We start from the raw sequence: 14,986 nt of genomic DNA on the forward strand, positions 1-14,986 counted from the left end.
TCACCACCAATCGTTAAATTTATCAGGTACAGTTAAATCTTAATTATGGACCTGGTATTAATCCAGTGAATTTTGCTCAGAAGTATTATCTTTAACCGTTAATTTGATCGGGGTGGGTATAATTGCAACCGTGTTAAAAAGAATAATGAAATTTGTGAGTTATACGAGGTTTACAATGTTAAATACGGGCCATTATAAGTATTGGCATCCCGGGGATGGGATGCCGAATATTTCGCCGAATCATTTCTCAGGCAGTTTAATATCCTTAAACATCGCCTCAATATCTTCATTCGAACGCAGCGCCACCGCAGTATCCACCACGTCACGCGTCAGGTGCGGCGCAAAACGCTGAATAAAATCATACATATAGCTACGCAGGAAGGTACTACGACGGAAGCCTATTTTCGTCGTGCTGTGGCTGAAAATGCCGTTGGCGTCGAGTTTGACGAGGTCCGGATCGGAGACGGGATCGACCGCCATGCTCGCAATAACCCCCACCCCCAGCCCCAGGCGAACGTAGGTTTTGATAACGTCAGCATCGGTCGCGGTGAAAACGATGCGCGGCGTGAGGCCGGCGCGGTTGAACGCGGTATCGAGTTCGGAGCGCCCGGTAAAGCCAAAGGTGTAGGTCACCAGAGGATACTGGGCCAGCTCTTCAATCGTCACCGAGCCTCTGGAGGCAAGCGGATGTTCAGGGGTCACGACAATCGAACGATTCCAGTGGTAGCAAGGGAGCATCACCAGGTCGTCATAGAGATGCAGCGCCTCGGTAGCGATGGCAAAATCGGCATTCCCCTTCGATACCGCCTCGGCAATCTGCGTTGGCGAGCCCTGATGCATATGCAGCGAGACGCGCGGATAGCGTTCAATAAAGCCCTTAATCACGCCAGGCAACGCATAGCGAGCCTGGGTATGAGTGGTCGCCACGTACAGCGACCCCTTATCCGGCCACGTGTGCTCGCCCGCCACTGATTTGATGGCGTCAACTTTCGACAGCACTTCGCGGGCAATACGGATAATCTCCTGACCGGCAGGCGTCACCTGAGTTAAATGCTTGCCGCTGCGGGCAAAAATCTGAATACCCAGCTCATCTTCCAGCATGCGCACCTGCTTGCTGATGCCGGGCTGCGAGGTATACAGACCTTCGGCGGTAGAGGAGACATTCAGATTATGGTTAACAACCTCAACGATGTAGCGGAGTTGCTGTAGTTTCATGGCTGATATCCGTTAACGCGTAAAAATGAATTCGCTTGATACAGTTGACGTTCAGGCCGCCTGCGGCAAACAGGCTGCGCGCCGCGGCGTTTCGCCGCACTGGCGTCCTGAAACGAAAATGTAGTAAGACGATTTAATAATAAAAAAGGGATTAACTATAACCACTATATCATTTATATCTACAGTGTATAGACGCTAACGGAAAATAATAAGGCGGTTATAAGACCGGAGAAACGCAGCAAAACTTCAAGGATTTCAGCAGAGAACGGAAAAGAAAAGGGCCGCAGTGCGGCCCTTTTTAGGGGGAAGGCGCTTACTTTTTCGCTTCAGTCCATTTGCCGTCGATGTAGAAGGCTGACCAGCCGGTGGCTTTGCCCTCTTTTTCAGACGCAACGTACTGCTGCTTGGTTTTACGGCTAAAACGCACCAGCGTTTTGTTGCCTTCCGGATCCTGCTGCGGCGCATCGGCAAGATAACGCAGCTTCTCGGCGAGGCGGTCGCGGAAGCGGAACAGCTCCTCAACCAGCGGCGCGCGAGTTTCGCGGGATTTCGGGAAGGTGTTTGCCGCGAGGAAAACACCTGCCGCACCATCACGCAGGACGAAATAGGCGTCCGATTTCTCACACGGCAGCTCCGGCAGCGGAACCGGATCTTCCTTCGGCGGAGCCACTTCGCCGTTACGCAGAATTTTGCGCGTATTCTTACATTCGTCGTTGGTGCAGGCCATGTACTTACCGAAGCGCCCCATTCTCAGGTGCATCTCGGAGCCACATTTTTCACACTCAACTATCGGGCCATCGTAACCCTTAATGCGGAACTCGCCCTCTTCAATCTCATAGCCGTCGCAGGTCGGGTTGTTACCGCAGACATGCAGCTTACGCTTAGGATCGATAAGGTAGCTGTCCATCGCCGTGCCGCACTTCTGACAGCGGCGCTTCGCGCGCAGCGCGTTGGTTTCGGCGTCGTCGCCTTCCAGCACGTTGAGCACTTCGTTTTCCGGCACCAAGTTAATGGTGGTTTTACAGCGCTCCTTCGGCGACAGCGCGTAGCCGGAGCAGCCGAGGAATACGCCGGTGCTGGCGGTACGAATGCCCATCTTGCGGCCGCAGGTCGGACAGTCGATGCTGGTCAGCACCATCGGGTTAGGCTGCATGCCGCCCTCTTCCGGATCCTTCTCCGCCGTTTCGAGCTGCCCGGTAAAGTCGCCGAAGAAGCTATCCAGCACCTGCCGCCACTCGGCCTGATGATTTGCCACCTGGTCGAGGCGGTCCTCCATTTGCGCGGTAAAGTCGTAGTTCATCAGATCGCGGAAGTTCTCTTCCAGACGATCGGTGACGATCTCACCCATTTTTTCCGCATAGAAGCGACGGTTCTCTACCCGAACGTAGCCGCGATCCTGAATGGTCGAAATGATCGACGCATAGGTTGACGGCCGGCCAATACCGCGTTTTTCCAGCTCTTTAACCAGCGATGCTTCGCTAAAGCGCGCAGGCGGTTTGGTAAAGTGCTGCGCCGGGCTAAGTTCGATCAGGCTTAAGCTGTCGCCCTGATTGACCACCGGCAGGACGCGATCTTCATCGCCCTTACGCAGCGCAGGCATAACTTTCGTCCAGCCGTCAAAACGCAGGGTACGGCCACGCGCCTTGAGCTTGAAGTCGCCGGCTTTCACCGTCAGTGTGGTGGAGTCGTACTGCGCTGGCGTCATCTGACAGGCAACAAACTGGCGCCAGATCAGCTGATAGAGCTTCAGCGCGTCAGACTCCATGCCTTTTAAATCTTCCGCCATCACGTTCACATCAGAAGGACGAATCGCTTCGTGCGCTTCCTGCGAGTTTTCTTTGCTGGCGTACTGGTTGGCGCTCTCCGGCAGATACTTTTTACCAAAGTTATCGCCGATGTAGCCGCGCACCATGCTCAGCGCATCCTGGCTCAGGTTCGTGGAGTCGGTACGCATATAGGTGATGTAGCCAGCCTCATACAGACGCTGCGCCATCATCATGGTTTTCTTCACCCCGAAGCCCAGGCGCGTACTGGCCGCCTGCTGCAGAGTCGAGGTGATGAACGGCGCGCCCGGTTTACTGCTGGTCGGCTTATCTTCGCGTTCCAGCACGCTGTAGCCGGCTTTCTCCAGCAGCGCGACGGCAGCCATGGTCTCATCGCGGTTAACCGGACGGAACGGCTTGTCGTTCTTGTGGGTGACCTGCAGCGCTAAAGCGTCTCCGCCTGGCGTCGTGGTGCTGGCGTCAATTTCCCAGAACTCTTCCGGTACGAAGGCTTTAATTTCGCGTTCACGTTCGACCACAAGGCGCACGGCAACGGACTGAACGCGGCCTGCGGAGAGGCCGCGGGCGATTTTTTTCCACAGCAGCGGAGAGACCATATAGCCCACGACGCGGTCCATAAAGCGGCGCGCCTGCTGGGCATTAACGCGATCGATATTCAGCTCGCCCGGCTTGTCAAACGCCTGACGGATCGCGTTTTTGGTGATTTCGTTAAATACAACGCGGCTATAGCGTTTTTCATCACCACCGATAACTTCCCGCAGGTGCCATGCGATGGCTTCCCCTTCGCGGTCAAGGTCGGTTGCGAGATAGATGTGGTCGGCTTTTTCCGCCAGCTGCTTGAGTTCTGAAACTACCTTTTCTTTACCCGGGAGTACTTCATACTGCGCATCCCAGTCATGCCACGGGTCAACGCCCATGCGATTGACCAGAGCGCTACGTTCGTCCTTTTTAGGCTTTTTGGCCCCTTTGGTGGCGGTAGAGTCGGCGCTCTTTTTGGAAGCTGAGCCACTGGTCGGCAAATCGCGGATATGACCGACGCTGGACTTAACCACGTAGTCATTACCCAGATACTTATTGATCGTTTTGGCTTTTGCCGGGGACTCAACGATAACGAGAGCTTTACCCATATTCACCTTTACCTAATTTGATTCATCCAGGAATACATCGCACATTGATTCACCATCCGCTGGCGACGTCCGTCATATGTTGCGTCGTCGTTGAAGGATATCAACCCTCTGCACGTCCGGTCTCACGTCCATAAAACCAGATAGCCGGGCTTACTGACTTGTCTGGTCAGGTGACATAGCACGAATAATTTTTGGCCGAATGTCAAGCAAATCTGCTGCCAGATCGCCGAAAGCGTCACACTGTACCTGATAAAATTCGTTACGCAACTTTATTAGCATGCAAAAGCGAATCCTGCCAGTAAAGTCATGTTTCTCATGCCGTTGTCAGTATCCCTACAGAGTAAGTGGAAAATTTGCCCCTGCCCGCCGTGCGGCGTAGACTATTGCGCAAAGTATCACAGGAGGCCGTTATGCAAGGTACAACCCAACCAATCGATCGCCAGACTCTGCTTGAAAAAGCCAATAAACTTATTCGCGAACATGAAGATACGCTAGCCGGGATCGAAGCCACCGACGTCGTTCAGCGTAACGGTATTCTGGTATTTAGCGGCGAGTTTTATCTTGATGAGCAGGGTCTGCCTACGGCGAAGAGCACGGCGGTATTTAACATGTTTAAATACCTGGCGCATGCGCTGTCTGAAAAATATCACCTGGTCGATTAAGCCCATGCGTTTAGCGCCCGACTAAACGATAACGCGAGGCCTGAGCCTCGCGTTATTTTGTCTACATCAGCGGTTTTTGTCCCCGCTGCCACCAGCGCAGCAGCAGGCGGTCGGCGCTCTCTGCGGCGCTGCCGGTGAAGCGATCAAGCATCTTTTTCTTCCGCTGGTAACGCACGCTAATCACGTCGTGGCTATCGATCAGCCCCAGCAGCAGCTCATCGCTGGTTTCTACGGCATCGACCAGCCCTTTCTCCAGCGCCTGCACGCCGTACCAGTGCTCGCCGGTTGCCACCTGTTCAATATCCAGCGTCGGCCGCATTTTGTGGACGAAATCTTTAAACAGCTGATGGGTATCGTTCAGGTCCTCCCGGAACTTGCGCCGCCCCTCGTCGGTGTTTTCACCGAGCATCGTCAGGGTGCGCTTGTACTGTCCGGCGGTATGCAGCTCGATATCGATATCCTTGTTTTTAAGGAAACGATTAATGTTAGGGATCTGCGCAACCACGCCGATGGAGCCGAGAATGGCAAACGGCGCCGAGACGATTTTATTGGCGACGCAGGCCATCATGTAGCCGCCGCTGGCGGCGACTTTATCTACCGCCACCGTCAGCGGAATTTGCTTGTCGCGAAGGCGCTGCAGCTGCGAGGCGGCAAGGCCGTAGCCGTGCACCACGCCGCCGGGGCTCTCCAGGCGGATAATGACCTGATCGCGCGCTTTCGCCGTTGCCAGCACGGCGGTGATCTCTTCGCGCAGGCTGCTCACCTCGTGGGCGTCCATGCTGCCTTTAAAGTCGAGCACCCAGGCGCGCGGCTTGCCGTTTGGCTCCGTAGCGCCGAGCTTCGCCCGCGCTTTCGCGGCTTTGGCCTCCTGCTTGAGCTTTTTCTTTTGCGCTTTATGCCAAAGCTTCTGCTGCGGGCCGTCGAGCAACGCTACCGCCAGCTCCTCCCGCATCTCTTTATACTGTTCGCTAAGGTTGGTGACCCGCAACTCCCCGCGCTGTTTCTTGCGCTGGGCGAGGTTAACGATAATTGCGGCGATAACCGCAATAGCGACGACAACGGTCGCTATTTTGGCCAAAAACAAGCCATATTGAGCAAGTAATTCCACGTTTTCACCTTGTGTAAGCCACTGACGTTGAAGCACAGTGTACATCAGCCTTTGCCGGGAAGTCTCTGCGCTTTGTGTCGTGTGCGTGGCGCCTTCCCGTTTTTTTCAGCGACGATGAAATCGTTGCAAGATATTAATTCCGCAAAGAGTTTCCGCTTCGCCGATTGCATTACCCGGCCGTTTCAGGCATAAAACGCAAAAGTGAACGACCGCAGAGAAAGCGTGACCCGTCAGCAGGTCACCCAAGGAGTCACCGTGCACTATCAGCCGCAGAATCATTTATTGAAAGATCGCATCATCCTGGTAACCGGCGCCAGCGACGGGATCGGGCGCGAAGCCGCGCTGACCTACTCCCGCTACAGCGCCAGCGTCATCCTGATTGGCCGTAACGAAGAGAAGCTGCGCCGCGTGGCGCAGGAAATTGAGCAGGACGGCGGCATCCCGGCGCCCTGGTTTACCCTCGATCTGCTCACCTGCACCCCGCAGGAGTGCCAGCAGCTGGCACAGCAGATAAGCGTCCACTACCCGCGCCTCGACGGCGTATTACACAACGCCGGTCTGCTCGGCGACGTCTGCCCGATGGACCAGCAGAAACCGGAAGTCTGGCAGCAGGTTATGCAGGTCAACGTCAACGGCACCTTTATGCTGACCCAGGCGCTGCTTCCTTTATTACTCAAATCCGAGTCCGGTTCGCTGGTTTTCACCTCATCAAGCGTAGGCCGTCAGGGTCGCGCCAACTGGGGCGCCTACGCGGCGTCAAAATTCGCTACCGAAGGGATGATGCAGGTGCTGGCGGAGGAGTATCAGAGCCGCCACCTGCGGGTCAACTGCATTAATCCGGGCGGCACGCGCACGCAAATGCGCGCCAGCGCCTTCCCGACGGAAGATCCGCAAAAGCTTAAAACCCCCGCCGATATCATGCCGGTTTACCTGTGGTTGATGGGCGACGATAGCCGGCGCAAAACGGGAATGACCTTCGATGCCCAGCCGGGGCGCAAACCAGGAATGGCCCAATGAGTGAAGAACGCCACCGCGAACGCCAGCAGCGGGTAAAAGAGAAGGTTGACGCCCGAATCGCGGCAGCCCAGGAAGAACGCGGGATCGTCATCGTCTTTACCGGCAACGGCAAAGGTAAAACCACCGCCGGATTTGGTACCGTTACCCGCGCAATCGGGCACGGTAAAAAGGCCGGGGTGATCCAGTTTATTAAAGGCACCTGGCCGAACGGCGAACGCAATCTGCTGGAGCCGCACGGCGTCGAGTTTCAGGTGATGGCGACCGGTTTCACCTGGAATACGCAGGATCGCGAAAGCGATACCGTCGCCTGCCTTGCCGTGTGGCAGCACGCTCTTCGCATGCTGTCCGACGAGAGCCTCGACATGGTTCTGCTCGATGAGCTGACCTATATGGTGGCCTACGACTATCTGCCGCTTGAAGAGGTGCTTAGCGCGCTGCGCAATCGCCCGGCCCGGCAAACGGTAATTATCACCGGCCGCGGCTGCCACCGCGACATCGTCGAGCTTGCCGATACCGTCAGCGAATTACGTCCGGTTAAGCACGCCTTTGACGCCGGTATCAAGGCGCAGATGGGCATTGATTACTAAGCGCCAGCCTTCCCAGCAGCGCGCCGTTTAGCGGCAGGCGCAGGCAATCTTCGCCCGCACTATTTTTTGAAAGCGGCAATCCGTTCCGCCAAAATGTGGCGTTCGCCGGCGTTTCACTTTGCGTTATTTGTCCGGGTATTTCCTGCTTTTGTCTTTATAGGCAAGTGTGAAAGGAGTCACAATGGGGAGGGGAAAATAGGCGTCCGGCGAGAGCCGCCGGACGTCACGGCATCAATCTTTACTACGACCCGCAGAGCGGCGGTTATTGCCGCTCCCCACCTGGCTATGGCGTTTAACCGCGCGGCGGATCTGGTTCGCCTTCACGCGGCGGCGATCTTTCTCTACCGCCACTTTAGAGGCGGTTTCCGCCGGCAGCTCCACCAGCTCGCGCAGGTAGTTCGTCTGAGCCAGATCCAGCTCGGTATAGCCGCCGCGAGGCAGGCCTTTCGGCAGCAGAATATCGCCGTAGCGCACGCGGATCAGGCGGCTAACCTGAACGCCAACCGCTTCCCACAGGCGACGAACCTCGCGGTTACGCCCTTCGGTCAACGTAACGTTGTACCACTGGTTAATCCCTTCGCCACCGGTGAATTTGATGGTTTTGAAGGCCGCAGGGCCATCTTCCAGCTGCACGCCGCGCGACAGCTGGCGCAGCTTGTCTTCATCGACCTGGCCAAACACGCGTACGGCATATTCACGCTCAACTTCACGGCTCGGGTGCATCAGTCGGTTCGCCAGCTCACCGTCGGTAGTGAACAGCAGCAGACCGCAGGTATTCACATCCAGACGACCAACCGCGATCCAGCGCGCGCCGCGCAGCTTCGGCAGGCGGTCGAAGACCGTCGGGCGGCCTTCCGGATCGTTGCGGGTACAGAGCTCGCCTTCCGGTTTGTAGTAGGCGAGAACGCGGCAAATTTGCTCAGCGGACTCTTTCACCGAAATCAGGTGACCATCGATACGAATTTTTAAACCAGGAACAATTTCTACGCGATCGCCGAGGGTAGCGATTTTGCCATCGACGCTGACGCGGCCAGCTTCGATTTTGGATTCAATTTCACGGCGGGAGCCGTGGCCGGCGCGGGCCAGCACTTTCTGTAGTTTCTCGCTCATTGAGCTTCCTTAAGGTGTCGCCTTCCCAGGCGTCTGATATACTTTATGAAACAGCAAGTTAATAAAGCCATGACCTGCTGTTGGGTAAATACTTTTGTCCCGAAGGGGTACCGCAGCCGGAGTCTGATAACCGTCACGACTGAGGCACGCCTGCAAACGTGGCCGCACATATTACACTAACTTCAAAATGAATGCTTCTTCAGCTTATCTTCGCCGCACTCCGGCAACGGCGTCCGGAGGCGGGCTGCATTGATTATGAACCAGCCGCGGTCATTTATCCCTGCCCCGGCGCGAAATCCTGCTCCAGGCAGCAATAACATGGCGCTTCTCCCCAGAGGCGGCGGCGCTCAGTCGCCGCCCCCAGCGCCTCCGCTCTGCCGGTAATAATGCTGCGCGAGGATTTTCCTGATCCTCTCCGGCGCAAGCCCCTGCTGCATCAATGTCAACAGCGTCTGCATAATCGGTAAAACGTGGCGCAGATGCAGCCTGTAGCCGTCGCAGAAGTAATTCTTATTGGGTCGTCCATCGTCGGACAGCATGAAGCGGTGCTTTGGGCAGCCGCCGTTACAGAGCGGGCGGAGCGAACAGTTAAGGCATTCGCGGCCGATGTTGGTCAGCTTACGCCGGGCAAAGGCGATATTCTGCGCCGAGTTAACCAGCGCCGGGAGGCTATCGCGGTTGATGTTGCCCAGCCTATGCTCGGGATAAACGAAATGATCGCAGGAATAGATATCGCCGTTGGACTCGACGATCGGATTGTCGCCGCAGGTTTCGCTCATCACGCAGGAGCCGGTTCTGCCGGCTATTTTTGCCAACGTCTGCTCAAAGTTCATCACGAATGCGCTCCCCATATCGTTTTGCACCCAGCTATCGAAGATAGCGTTGAGAAAGCGCCCGTACGCTTTGGCCGGTACCGACCATTCGGTCACCCGGCACTGGGCGGAAAAATCAGGAGCAATCAGCGTCAATCCGTTGGTATCGGGCTGCGCGGCTCGCCGCTCCACCAGCGGAATAAACTGCATGTAGCGGCTGCCGATATGCTTAAGGAAGCGGTAGATCTCCAGCGGCCGTTTGACGTTTTGCGCATTCACCACCGTCAAGGTGTTGAAGTCCACGTTGTGCCGCTTCAGCGCCTCCAGGCCGCGAATAACGGCGTCGAAGGTACTTTTCCCCCCGCGCGTCAGGCGATACGCATCGTTGCTGAGGCGATCGCCATCGAGGGAGAGACCAACGAGAAAACCGTGCTGTTCCAGGAAACGGGCCCAATCATCATCGAGCTTTATCCCGTTGGTCTGAAAAACATTGTCGATGCGTTTCCCGCCGCGGTAGCGCTCCTGCAGCCGCAGCGCCTCGCGGAAAAAGTCAATTCCGAGCAGGGTCGGCTCGCCGCCCTGCCAGTGAAAATGAACCGTTTGCCCCGGCTGGCTGGCGATGTTTTTCCGCACGTAGTTTTCCAGCGTCGCGCGGTCCATTTTCCAGCGGGCCTGCTGCTGCGGATAGAGCCGCTGCTTTTCCAGATAGTAGCAGTAGGCGCAATCGATATTGCACACCGAGCCCGACGGCTTGGCCATCAGCTGGAACGGATTAATATGATGACTCATAGCCCGAGATCGCGAATAACCGCGGGTTTTGCCGGTTCGCCGCCGCTGAGATAGACCGGCCAGAAGCGCGTGTTCATGGCGCGCGGCTCCAGGCCGATGAACGCGATCCGCCGCTGACGATCCACCGCGCGCGCCGCCAGCGCCAGCCGGGTCATGCGTTTCATTTTCATTATGATTCCTGATGTTTCACGGGGGAAGGATAGCGGGCGAACGCCTCTTGCTCATCCAGGGTTTGATGGTTACGGATATAGCGCGTTGATGCGCGCTGAAACGGCTGATAGTCCCAGTTCGGAATGGCATCCCGTCCGGCGACACGGGTTAAAAACAGCCGCTTTTGCTGACTGGCGAGCACCTGTTGGTTGAGGGCATCGAGATCCCAGCGCGCGCGGATTTCATCGGCGAACGCCTGCACGACCGTTTGATAATGTTCATTCGCCGCCAGATTTACCCGCTCGTGGGGATCGTCGCGTAAATTGAACAGCTGCGGCGCCTCGCTGGCGGAATGAATATATTTCCACTCGCCCCGGCGAAACATCAGCATCGGCCCGAGCGCGCCTTCGGCGAGATATTCGCTCACCGCGCCGTCCGGCCCAGGCTGCCCCTGTAGATGCGGCACCAGGCTGTTGCCGTCCAGCGGGGCAATGGCCTGCGCTTTGCGATCCTCGCCGCTGGCCAGCTCGACGAGCGTGGGTAAAAGGTCCACCAGCGATACGCTTTCGCTGACCCGACGGGCCGCGAAGCGCGCGGGGTTATGCACGATTAACGGCACCCGTACGGCGTTCTCGAAGAAGTTCATCTTGTACCACAGGTCGCGCTCGCCGAGCATTTCCCCATGATCGGCAATCACCACCACCACGGTATTTTCGGCCAGCCCCGTCTCTTCGAGGGTGCGCACCATTTCACCGAAGCAATCATCAACGTAGGCCAGAGCGCCGTAGTAGGCGTGGCGGGCGCGCCGAATATGCTCATCGTCGATCAAGCCCGGTTCCAGCTGATACATGACGCGCATCCGCGCCGAATGCGCATCGTCTGCAATATCTTTGCCGCGCGTGACGGGCATATCGATATCTTCTTGCGCAAAGCGATCGAGGTAGCGTTTGGGTATTGCGAAGGGATCGTGGGGATGCGTTAGCGAAAGGAGCAGCATAAACGGCTGCTCTTCGCGGCGACGGGCGGCGTCATACAGGCGCTGGCGGGCGAGGAATAATGCCTCATCATCAAAATCGAGCTGGTTGGTGCGCACGCACTCGCCGGCTTCCAGCACCGAACTCATGTTGTGATACCAGTCGAGACGGCGTTCCGGGTGTTGCCAGTCCGGCGTCCAGCCGAAATCGGCGGGGTAGATATCCGTTGTCAGCCGTTCGTCAAAGCCGTGCAGCTGATCGGGGCCGCAGAAGTGCATTTTCCCCGACAGCCAGGTGCGGTAGCCCTGTTCGCGCAGATAATGGCAAAAGGTCGGCGAGTCGGCGTGAAACTCGGCGGCGTTGTCATAAACCTGGTTACGGGAAATGTACTGCCCGGTCATCAACGATGCCCGCGATGGCGCGCACAGCGGGCTGTTGCAATAGGCGGAATCAAATACCACCCCTTCACGGGCTAATTTATCTATATTTGGCGTCAGACTGACGTTATTTCCGTACGCTCTTAAGGCGCTGGCAGTTAACTGATCGGCCATCAGAATAACGATATTCGGTTTATTTATAAGCATAACCTACCTGCAAAGTAAAATAATGAATAAAACGTGTTAGCCTTATCTCATGTATCGCCAGGCCCTGTGAAGAGGCTATTTTTTTATCATGACATAAGGTGGATTTATGGCAGGGAAATTACAGCTTCCGCCTTTACAGGCGCTGGTGGTATTTGAAGCGGCGGCGCGCTTAGGTAATTTTACCGCGGCTGGCAATGAGCTCGGGCTATCGCAGCCGGCGGTCAGTCAGCGTATTCAGATGCTGGAGAATCTGGTCAATTCACCGCTATTTGAACGCCGTCATCGCGGCGTGCAGTTGACCGAGTCCGGCAATAGTCTGTATCTGATCGTCCGCAGCAGCCTGCTGGAAATCAGCGAGCAGCTCGAACGCACGCGCCTGCGGCGTAATGTCCTGCGCATCGATACCGATATGGGTTTTGCCAGCTACTGGCTCTTACCCCGTATGGAGAGGCTGCAGGCGCTAATTCCGGGGGTGGAGGTACAGATAACCACCTCACCCAACGACTATAACCTTCGCGACAGCAGCGCGGATCTGGCTATCTATTTTGGTCAGGGCAGCTGGGCCGGAACGCAGAACCAGCGGCTGTTCCCTGAGATTGTCATTCCCGTTTGCAATCAAAAGATTAAGCAGGAAATGGCGCCAGCCGCCGCCCCCGAGTCGCTGCTGAATTATCCCCTGCTGAAGCTGCCGGAATCCCGGCCCCAGCGCTGGATGACGTGGGACGACTGGTTCCGCCAGCATCAGGTGCGCGGGCCGCACCAGGCCGCTTCCCGGACCTTCAACGCCTATTCCCTGGTGATCCAGGCCGCTCTGGAAGGCCAGGGGATCGCCCTCGGCTGGCAGCCTCTGATCGCGCCGTTCCTGGTCAGTAAACAGCTGGTGCAGTGCGGCCCGATGCATCGTACCGAACGCGGCTATTACCTGATTTCCGCCAATGCGAAACCCGCCTCGGCGCAGCAGGAAAAGGTCAAGGCGTGGTTATTGGATGAAGCCTGGAGTTTTCACTCTTCCGGCCATCTAATCGCAGAAAGCAAATAAGCTAATGCAGAAAACGCATATTGATTTAATAAAACACATTCGCGCCGCCGACGGGTTTATATATTGGTTTTCTAAGACCAGCCAAAATAAATGCACCACCATGTGACAATCTATATTTGAGCTGCAAGCCGTTAATAAAAATTATTATTCAGCCGAGAATAAACTTTTTTCTCAACGATGTTCAAAAGCGCGGCGATTATATCATGCGCCGATGGGGCAAGCCTGTCGCGATCCCGGCAGCCTGGATCGCGATGCTGCCGGGGAGGAGGGATTCCGTTACTGGAACGGCTTCACGTCGCCAACGCCTTCACGTACCACGACCGGCGAATCTTCGGTCAGATCGATAACCGTGGTCGGCTGCTGGCCGAGATAGCCGCCGTGGATAACCAGATCGACCAGCTTCTCCAGCCGATCCTTAATCTCTTCCGGATCGGACTCGGTGAATTCGCTGCCCGGCAGCATCAGCGAGGTGGAGAGCATCGGCTCGCCCAGGGTCTCGAGCAGCGCCTGGGCAATCGGGTTCGACGGCACGCGCATGCCGATGGTTTTACGTTTTTCCTGCAGCAGACGACGCGGCACCTCTTTGGTCCCTTTGAGGATAAACGTGTAGTTGCCCGGCGTATTGTTTTTAATCAGGCGAAACGCCACGTTGTCGACAAACGCGTAGGTCGACAGCTCGGAGAGATCGCGGCACATCAGGGTGAAGTTGTGGCCGTCCGGCAGCTGACGAATGCGGCAGATCCGCTCCATCGCGCCCTTATCTTCAATCTTACACCCCAATGCGTAGCCTGAATCCGTGGGATAGACAATCACCCCGCCTTTACGCACGATCTCCACCGCCTGGTTAATCAACCGCGCCTGCGGGTTGTCCGGATGGATGTAAAAAAACTGGCTCATACTTCCCTCTCAATTTTATTCTGCGGCCGTTTCCCAGCTGTGCCAGATCCCTTCAACACCTGCGGGTAGCCAAAGTTTCCGCCCCAGCTCAATCCACGGGCAGGGCTGATGGAAATCAGCCCCCTGTGAACCCAGCAGACCAAACTGGACGGCGTACGCGGCAAGCTGCGTGCGCTCATGCGGCGCCTGCTGACACTGGGCCAGCTCCATCGCGTCGCCGCCCTGCTCGCTAAAGTGGGCCAACAGCCTTTTCAGCCACTTGGCGGAGAGATCGTAGCGCCCGGGATGGGCGACAACCGCTTTGCCGCCAGAATGATGAATGACATCAATCGCTTGTTTTATTGTACACCACTGCGGCGGAACGTAACCGGTTTTCCCACGGGCGAGATATTTTTTAAAAACATCGGCCATATTGCTGGCGTGGCCGGCTTCCACGAGGAAACGGGCAAAATGCCCGCGGGTCACCGCCCCGCCGTCGGCAAGCTTCATCGCCCCTTCCCACGCCCCGGGAATTCTGGCCTTATCCAGCCGCTCGGCAATCATCTGCGCCCGCAGCTGGCGACGCGCCTTCTGCTCATCAAGCAGAGCCAGCAGCGCCGGATGCTCAATATCTATATTCAGGCCCACGATATGAATTTCATGGTTTTCCCACAGGGTTGAAATCTCCACCCCGCTCACCAGCGTCAGCGGCAGGCCGGCGCGGGCAATTTCCGCCCGCGCCGCGGGAATAGCCGCAACGGTATCGTGATCGGTAATCGCCAGCGTCCCGACCCGCATCTGATGGGCGCGATGGACAAGTTCTTCCGGAGTCAGCCGCCCGTCAGAGGCGGTGGTATGGCTATGCAGATCGTAAATCACTGCGTAAAGGGTATCGCTCAAGATGACTCCTGCTGGACATGGACTTAAATAAGCGCATTATCATACCGACTCGCGGAGAAAATCTGCAAACAGGGGTTGACATTATTCCTCTGGACTAGTTAACTAGTACGCAAGTTCACATGAAGGGGTATCACGATGAAAACGCAAATTATCACTCTGCACGGCTGGTGGCGCACCTCCTGATAACGGGCGGCGTGATCGCGTTTTGCACTCAGCATACAGATACCCGGCCCGCCAATGAGCGGGCTTTTT

The 14,986-nt window shown here is 56.6% G+C and carries 14 protein-coding genes and 1 other annotated feature (1 of these 15 cut by a window edge); of the genes, 5 read left to right on the top strand and 9 right to left on the bottom strand.

Going from position 1 to position 14,986, the window contains the following annotated elements; genetic code table 11:
- Positions 1–240: 240 nt before the first annotated feature.
- Together cysB and topA are read right to left on the bottom strand one after the other, a co-directional pair.
- Positions 241–1,215: an HTH-type transcriptional regulator CysB gene (gene cysB / locus ABOC21_RS13785; RefSeq protein WP_004861036.1), complete on the bottom strand. Its 975-nt coding sequence runs from the start codon at positions 1,213–1,215 to the stop codon at positions 241–243.
- Between the two features lie 313 nt (positions 1,216–1,528).
- Entirely contained in the window at positions 1,529–4,126 is a 2,598-nt protein-coding gene (gene topA / locus ABOC21_RS13790) for a type I DNA topoisomerase (RefSeq protein WP_426814956.1), read from the bottom strand.
- A 410-nt stretch (positions 4,127–4,536) separates the two neighbouring features.
- On the opposite strand from topA, the gene ABOC21_RS13795 reads away from it, so the two are divergent.
- Complete coding sequence (locus tag ABOC21_RS13795; protein WP_041145184.1) at positions 4,537–4,788, top strand: YciN family protein; 252 nt, start codon at positions 4,537–4,539, stop codon at positions 4,786–4,788.
- Positions 4,789–4,849: 61 nt separating this feature from the next.
- Here ABOC21_RS13795 and sohB read toward each other — a convergent pair whose 3' ends face one another.
- Positions 4,850–5,896 carry a protease SohB gene (gene sohB / locus ABOC21_RS13800; protein ID WP_426814957.1) on the bottom strand — a complete coding sequence of 349 codons (1,047 nt, stop codon included), beginning with the start codon at positions 5,894–5,896 and terminating at the stop codon, positions 4,850–4,852.
- Positions 5,897–6,151: 255 nt separating this feature from the next.
- Between sohB and ABOC21_RS13805 the strand changes: the two genes are divergently transcribed.
- The gene (locus ABOC21_RS13805; protein WP_426815489.1) at positions 6,152–6,913 is read left to right on the top strand and encodes a YciK family oxidoreductase; all 762 of its coding nucleotides are present in this window, start codon (positions 6,152–6,154) and stop codon (positions 6,911–6,913) included.
- Positions 6,910–7,500: a cob(I)yrinic acid a,c-diamide adenosyltransferase gene (gene cobO, locus ABOC21_RS13810; RefSeq protein WP_426814958.1), complete on the top strand. Its 591-nt coding sequence runs from the start codon at positions 6,910–6,912 to the stop codon at positions 7,498–7,500. The genes ABOC21_RS13805 and cobO overlap by 4 nt, the downstream gene beginning before the upstream one ends.
- 231 nt (positions 7,501–7,731) lie before the next feature.
- Here cobO and rluB read toward each other — a convergent pair whose 3' ends face one another.
- The 4 genes from rluB to betC all read right to left on the bottom strand — a co-directional run bounded on the left by rluB (position 7,732) and on the right by betC (position 11,919).
- The gene (gene rluB, locus ABOC21_RS13815) at positions 7,732–8,610 is read right to left on the bottom strand and encodes a 23S rRNA pseudouridine(2605) synthase RluB (protein WP_426814959.1); all 879 of its coding nucleotides are present in this window, start codon (positions 8,608–8,610) and stop codon (positions 7,732–7,734) included.
- Between the two features lie 347 nt (positions 8,611–8,957).
- Positions 8,958–10,211 carry an anaerobic sulfatase maturase gene (locus ABOC21_RS13820; RefSeq protein WP_426814960.1) on the bottom strand — a complete coding sequence of 418 codons (1,254 nt, stop codon included), beginning with the start codon at positions 10,209–10,211 and terminating at the stop codon, positions 8,958–8,960.
- A complete protein-coding gene (locus ABOC21_RS13825) occupies positions 10,208–10,381 on the bottom strand; it encodes a hypothetical protein (RefSeq protein WP_426814961.1) in 174 nt (57 codons plus the stop codon). The genes ABOC21_RS13820 and ABOC21_RS13825 overlap by 4 nt, the downstream gene beginning before the upstream one ends.
- Positions 10,381–11,919: a choline-sulfatase gene (betC, locus tag ABOC21_RS13830; protein WP_426814962.1), complete on the bottom strand. Its 1,539-nt coding sequence runs from the start codon at positions 11,917–11,919 to the stop codon at positions 10,381–10,383. Before betC ends, ABOC21_RS13825 begins: the two co-directional genes overlap by 1 nt.
- 106 nt (positions 11,920–12,025) lie before the next feature.
- Here betC and ABOC21_RS13835 point away from each other — a divergent pair, with 106 nt between their 5' ends.
- Positions 12,026–12,958 carry a LysR substrate-binding domain-containing protein gene (locus ABOC21_RS13835; RefSeq protein ID WP_426814963.1) on the top strand — a complete coding sequence of 311 codons (933 nt, stop codon included), beginning with the start codon at positions 12,026–12,028 and terminating at the stop codon, positions 12,956–12,958.
- A 276-nt stretch (positions 12,959–13,234) separates the two neighbouring features.
- Here the strand turns inward: ABOC21_RS13835 and ABOC21_RS13840 are convergent, their stop codons facing one another.
- Positions 13,235–13,855 (bottom strand): L-threonylcarbamoyladenylate synthase, encoded by a 621-nt coding sequence (locus ABOC21_RS13840; RefSeq protein ID WP_426814964.1) that lies wholly within the window; start codon positions 13,853–13,855, stop codon positions 13,235–13,237.
- Between the two features lie 15 nt (positions 13,856–13,870).
- Entirely contained in the window at positions 13,871–14,734 is an 864-nt protein-coding gene (gene rnm, locus ABOC21_RS13845; protein WP_426814965.1) for an RNase RNM, read from the bottom strand.
- 135 nt (positions 14,735–14,869) lie between these two features.
- Between rnm and trpL the strand changes: the two genes are divergently transcribed.
- A complete protein-coding gene (trpL, locus tag ABOC21_RS13850; RefSeq protein ID WP_143350152.1) occupies positions 14,870–14,917 on the top strand; it encodes a trp operon leader peptide in 48 nt (15 codons plus the stop codon).
- Positions 14,894–14,986, top strand: a sequence feature (Trp leader region) (it continues 3 nt past the right edge of the window). It overlaps the preceding gene by 24 nt.

The organism is Klebsiella sp. WOUb02, assembly GCF_050058015.1.
Classification (GTDB): Bacteria; Pseudomonadota; Gammaproteobacteria; order Enterobacterales; family Enterobacteriaceae; genus Klebsiella.

Coding starts and splice junctions, on each gene's coding strand:
- ABOC21_RS13835 (WP_426814963.1), top strand. CDS start 12,026: ATGGCAGGGAAATTACAGCTTCCGCCTTTACAGGCGCTGGTGGTATTT.
- betC (WP_426814962.1), bottom strand. CDS start 11,919: ATGCTTATAAATAAACCGAATATCGTTATTCTGATGGCCGATCAGTTA.
- cobO (WP_426814958.1), top strand. CDS start 6,910: ATGAGTGAAGAACGCCACCGCGAACGCCAGCAGCGGGTAAAAGAGAAG.
- ABOC21_RS13840 (WP_426814964.1), bottom strand. CDS start 13,855: ATGAGCCAGTTTTTTTACATCCATCCGGACAACCCGCAGGCGCGGTTG.
- cysB (WP_004861036.1), bottom strand. CDS start 1,215: ATGAAACTACAGCAACTCCGCTACATCGTTGAGGTTGTTAACCATAAT.
- topA (WP_426814956.1), bottom strand. CDS start 4,126: ATGGGTAAAGCTCTCGTTATCGTTGAGTCCCCGGCAAAAGCCAAAACG.
- ABOC21_RS13820 (WP_426814960.1), bottom strand. CDS start 10,211: ATGAGTCATCATATTAATCCGTTCCAGCTGATGGCCAAGCCGTCGGGC.
- rluB (WP_426814959.1), bottom strand. CDS start 8,610: ATGAGCGAGAAACTACAGAAAGTGCTGGCCCGCGCCGGCCACGGCTCC.
- ABOC21_RS13795 (WP_041145184.1), top strand. CDS start 4,537: ATGCAAGGTACAACCCAACCAATCGATCGCCAGACTCTGCTTGAAAAA.
- ABOC21_RS13825 (WP_426814961.1), bottom strand. CDS start 10,381: ATGAAAATGAAACGCATGACCCGGCTGGCGCTGGCGGCGCGCGCGGTG.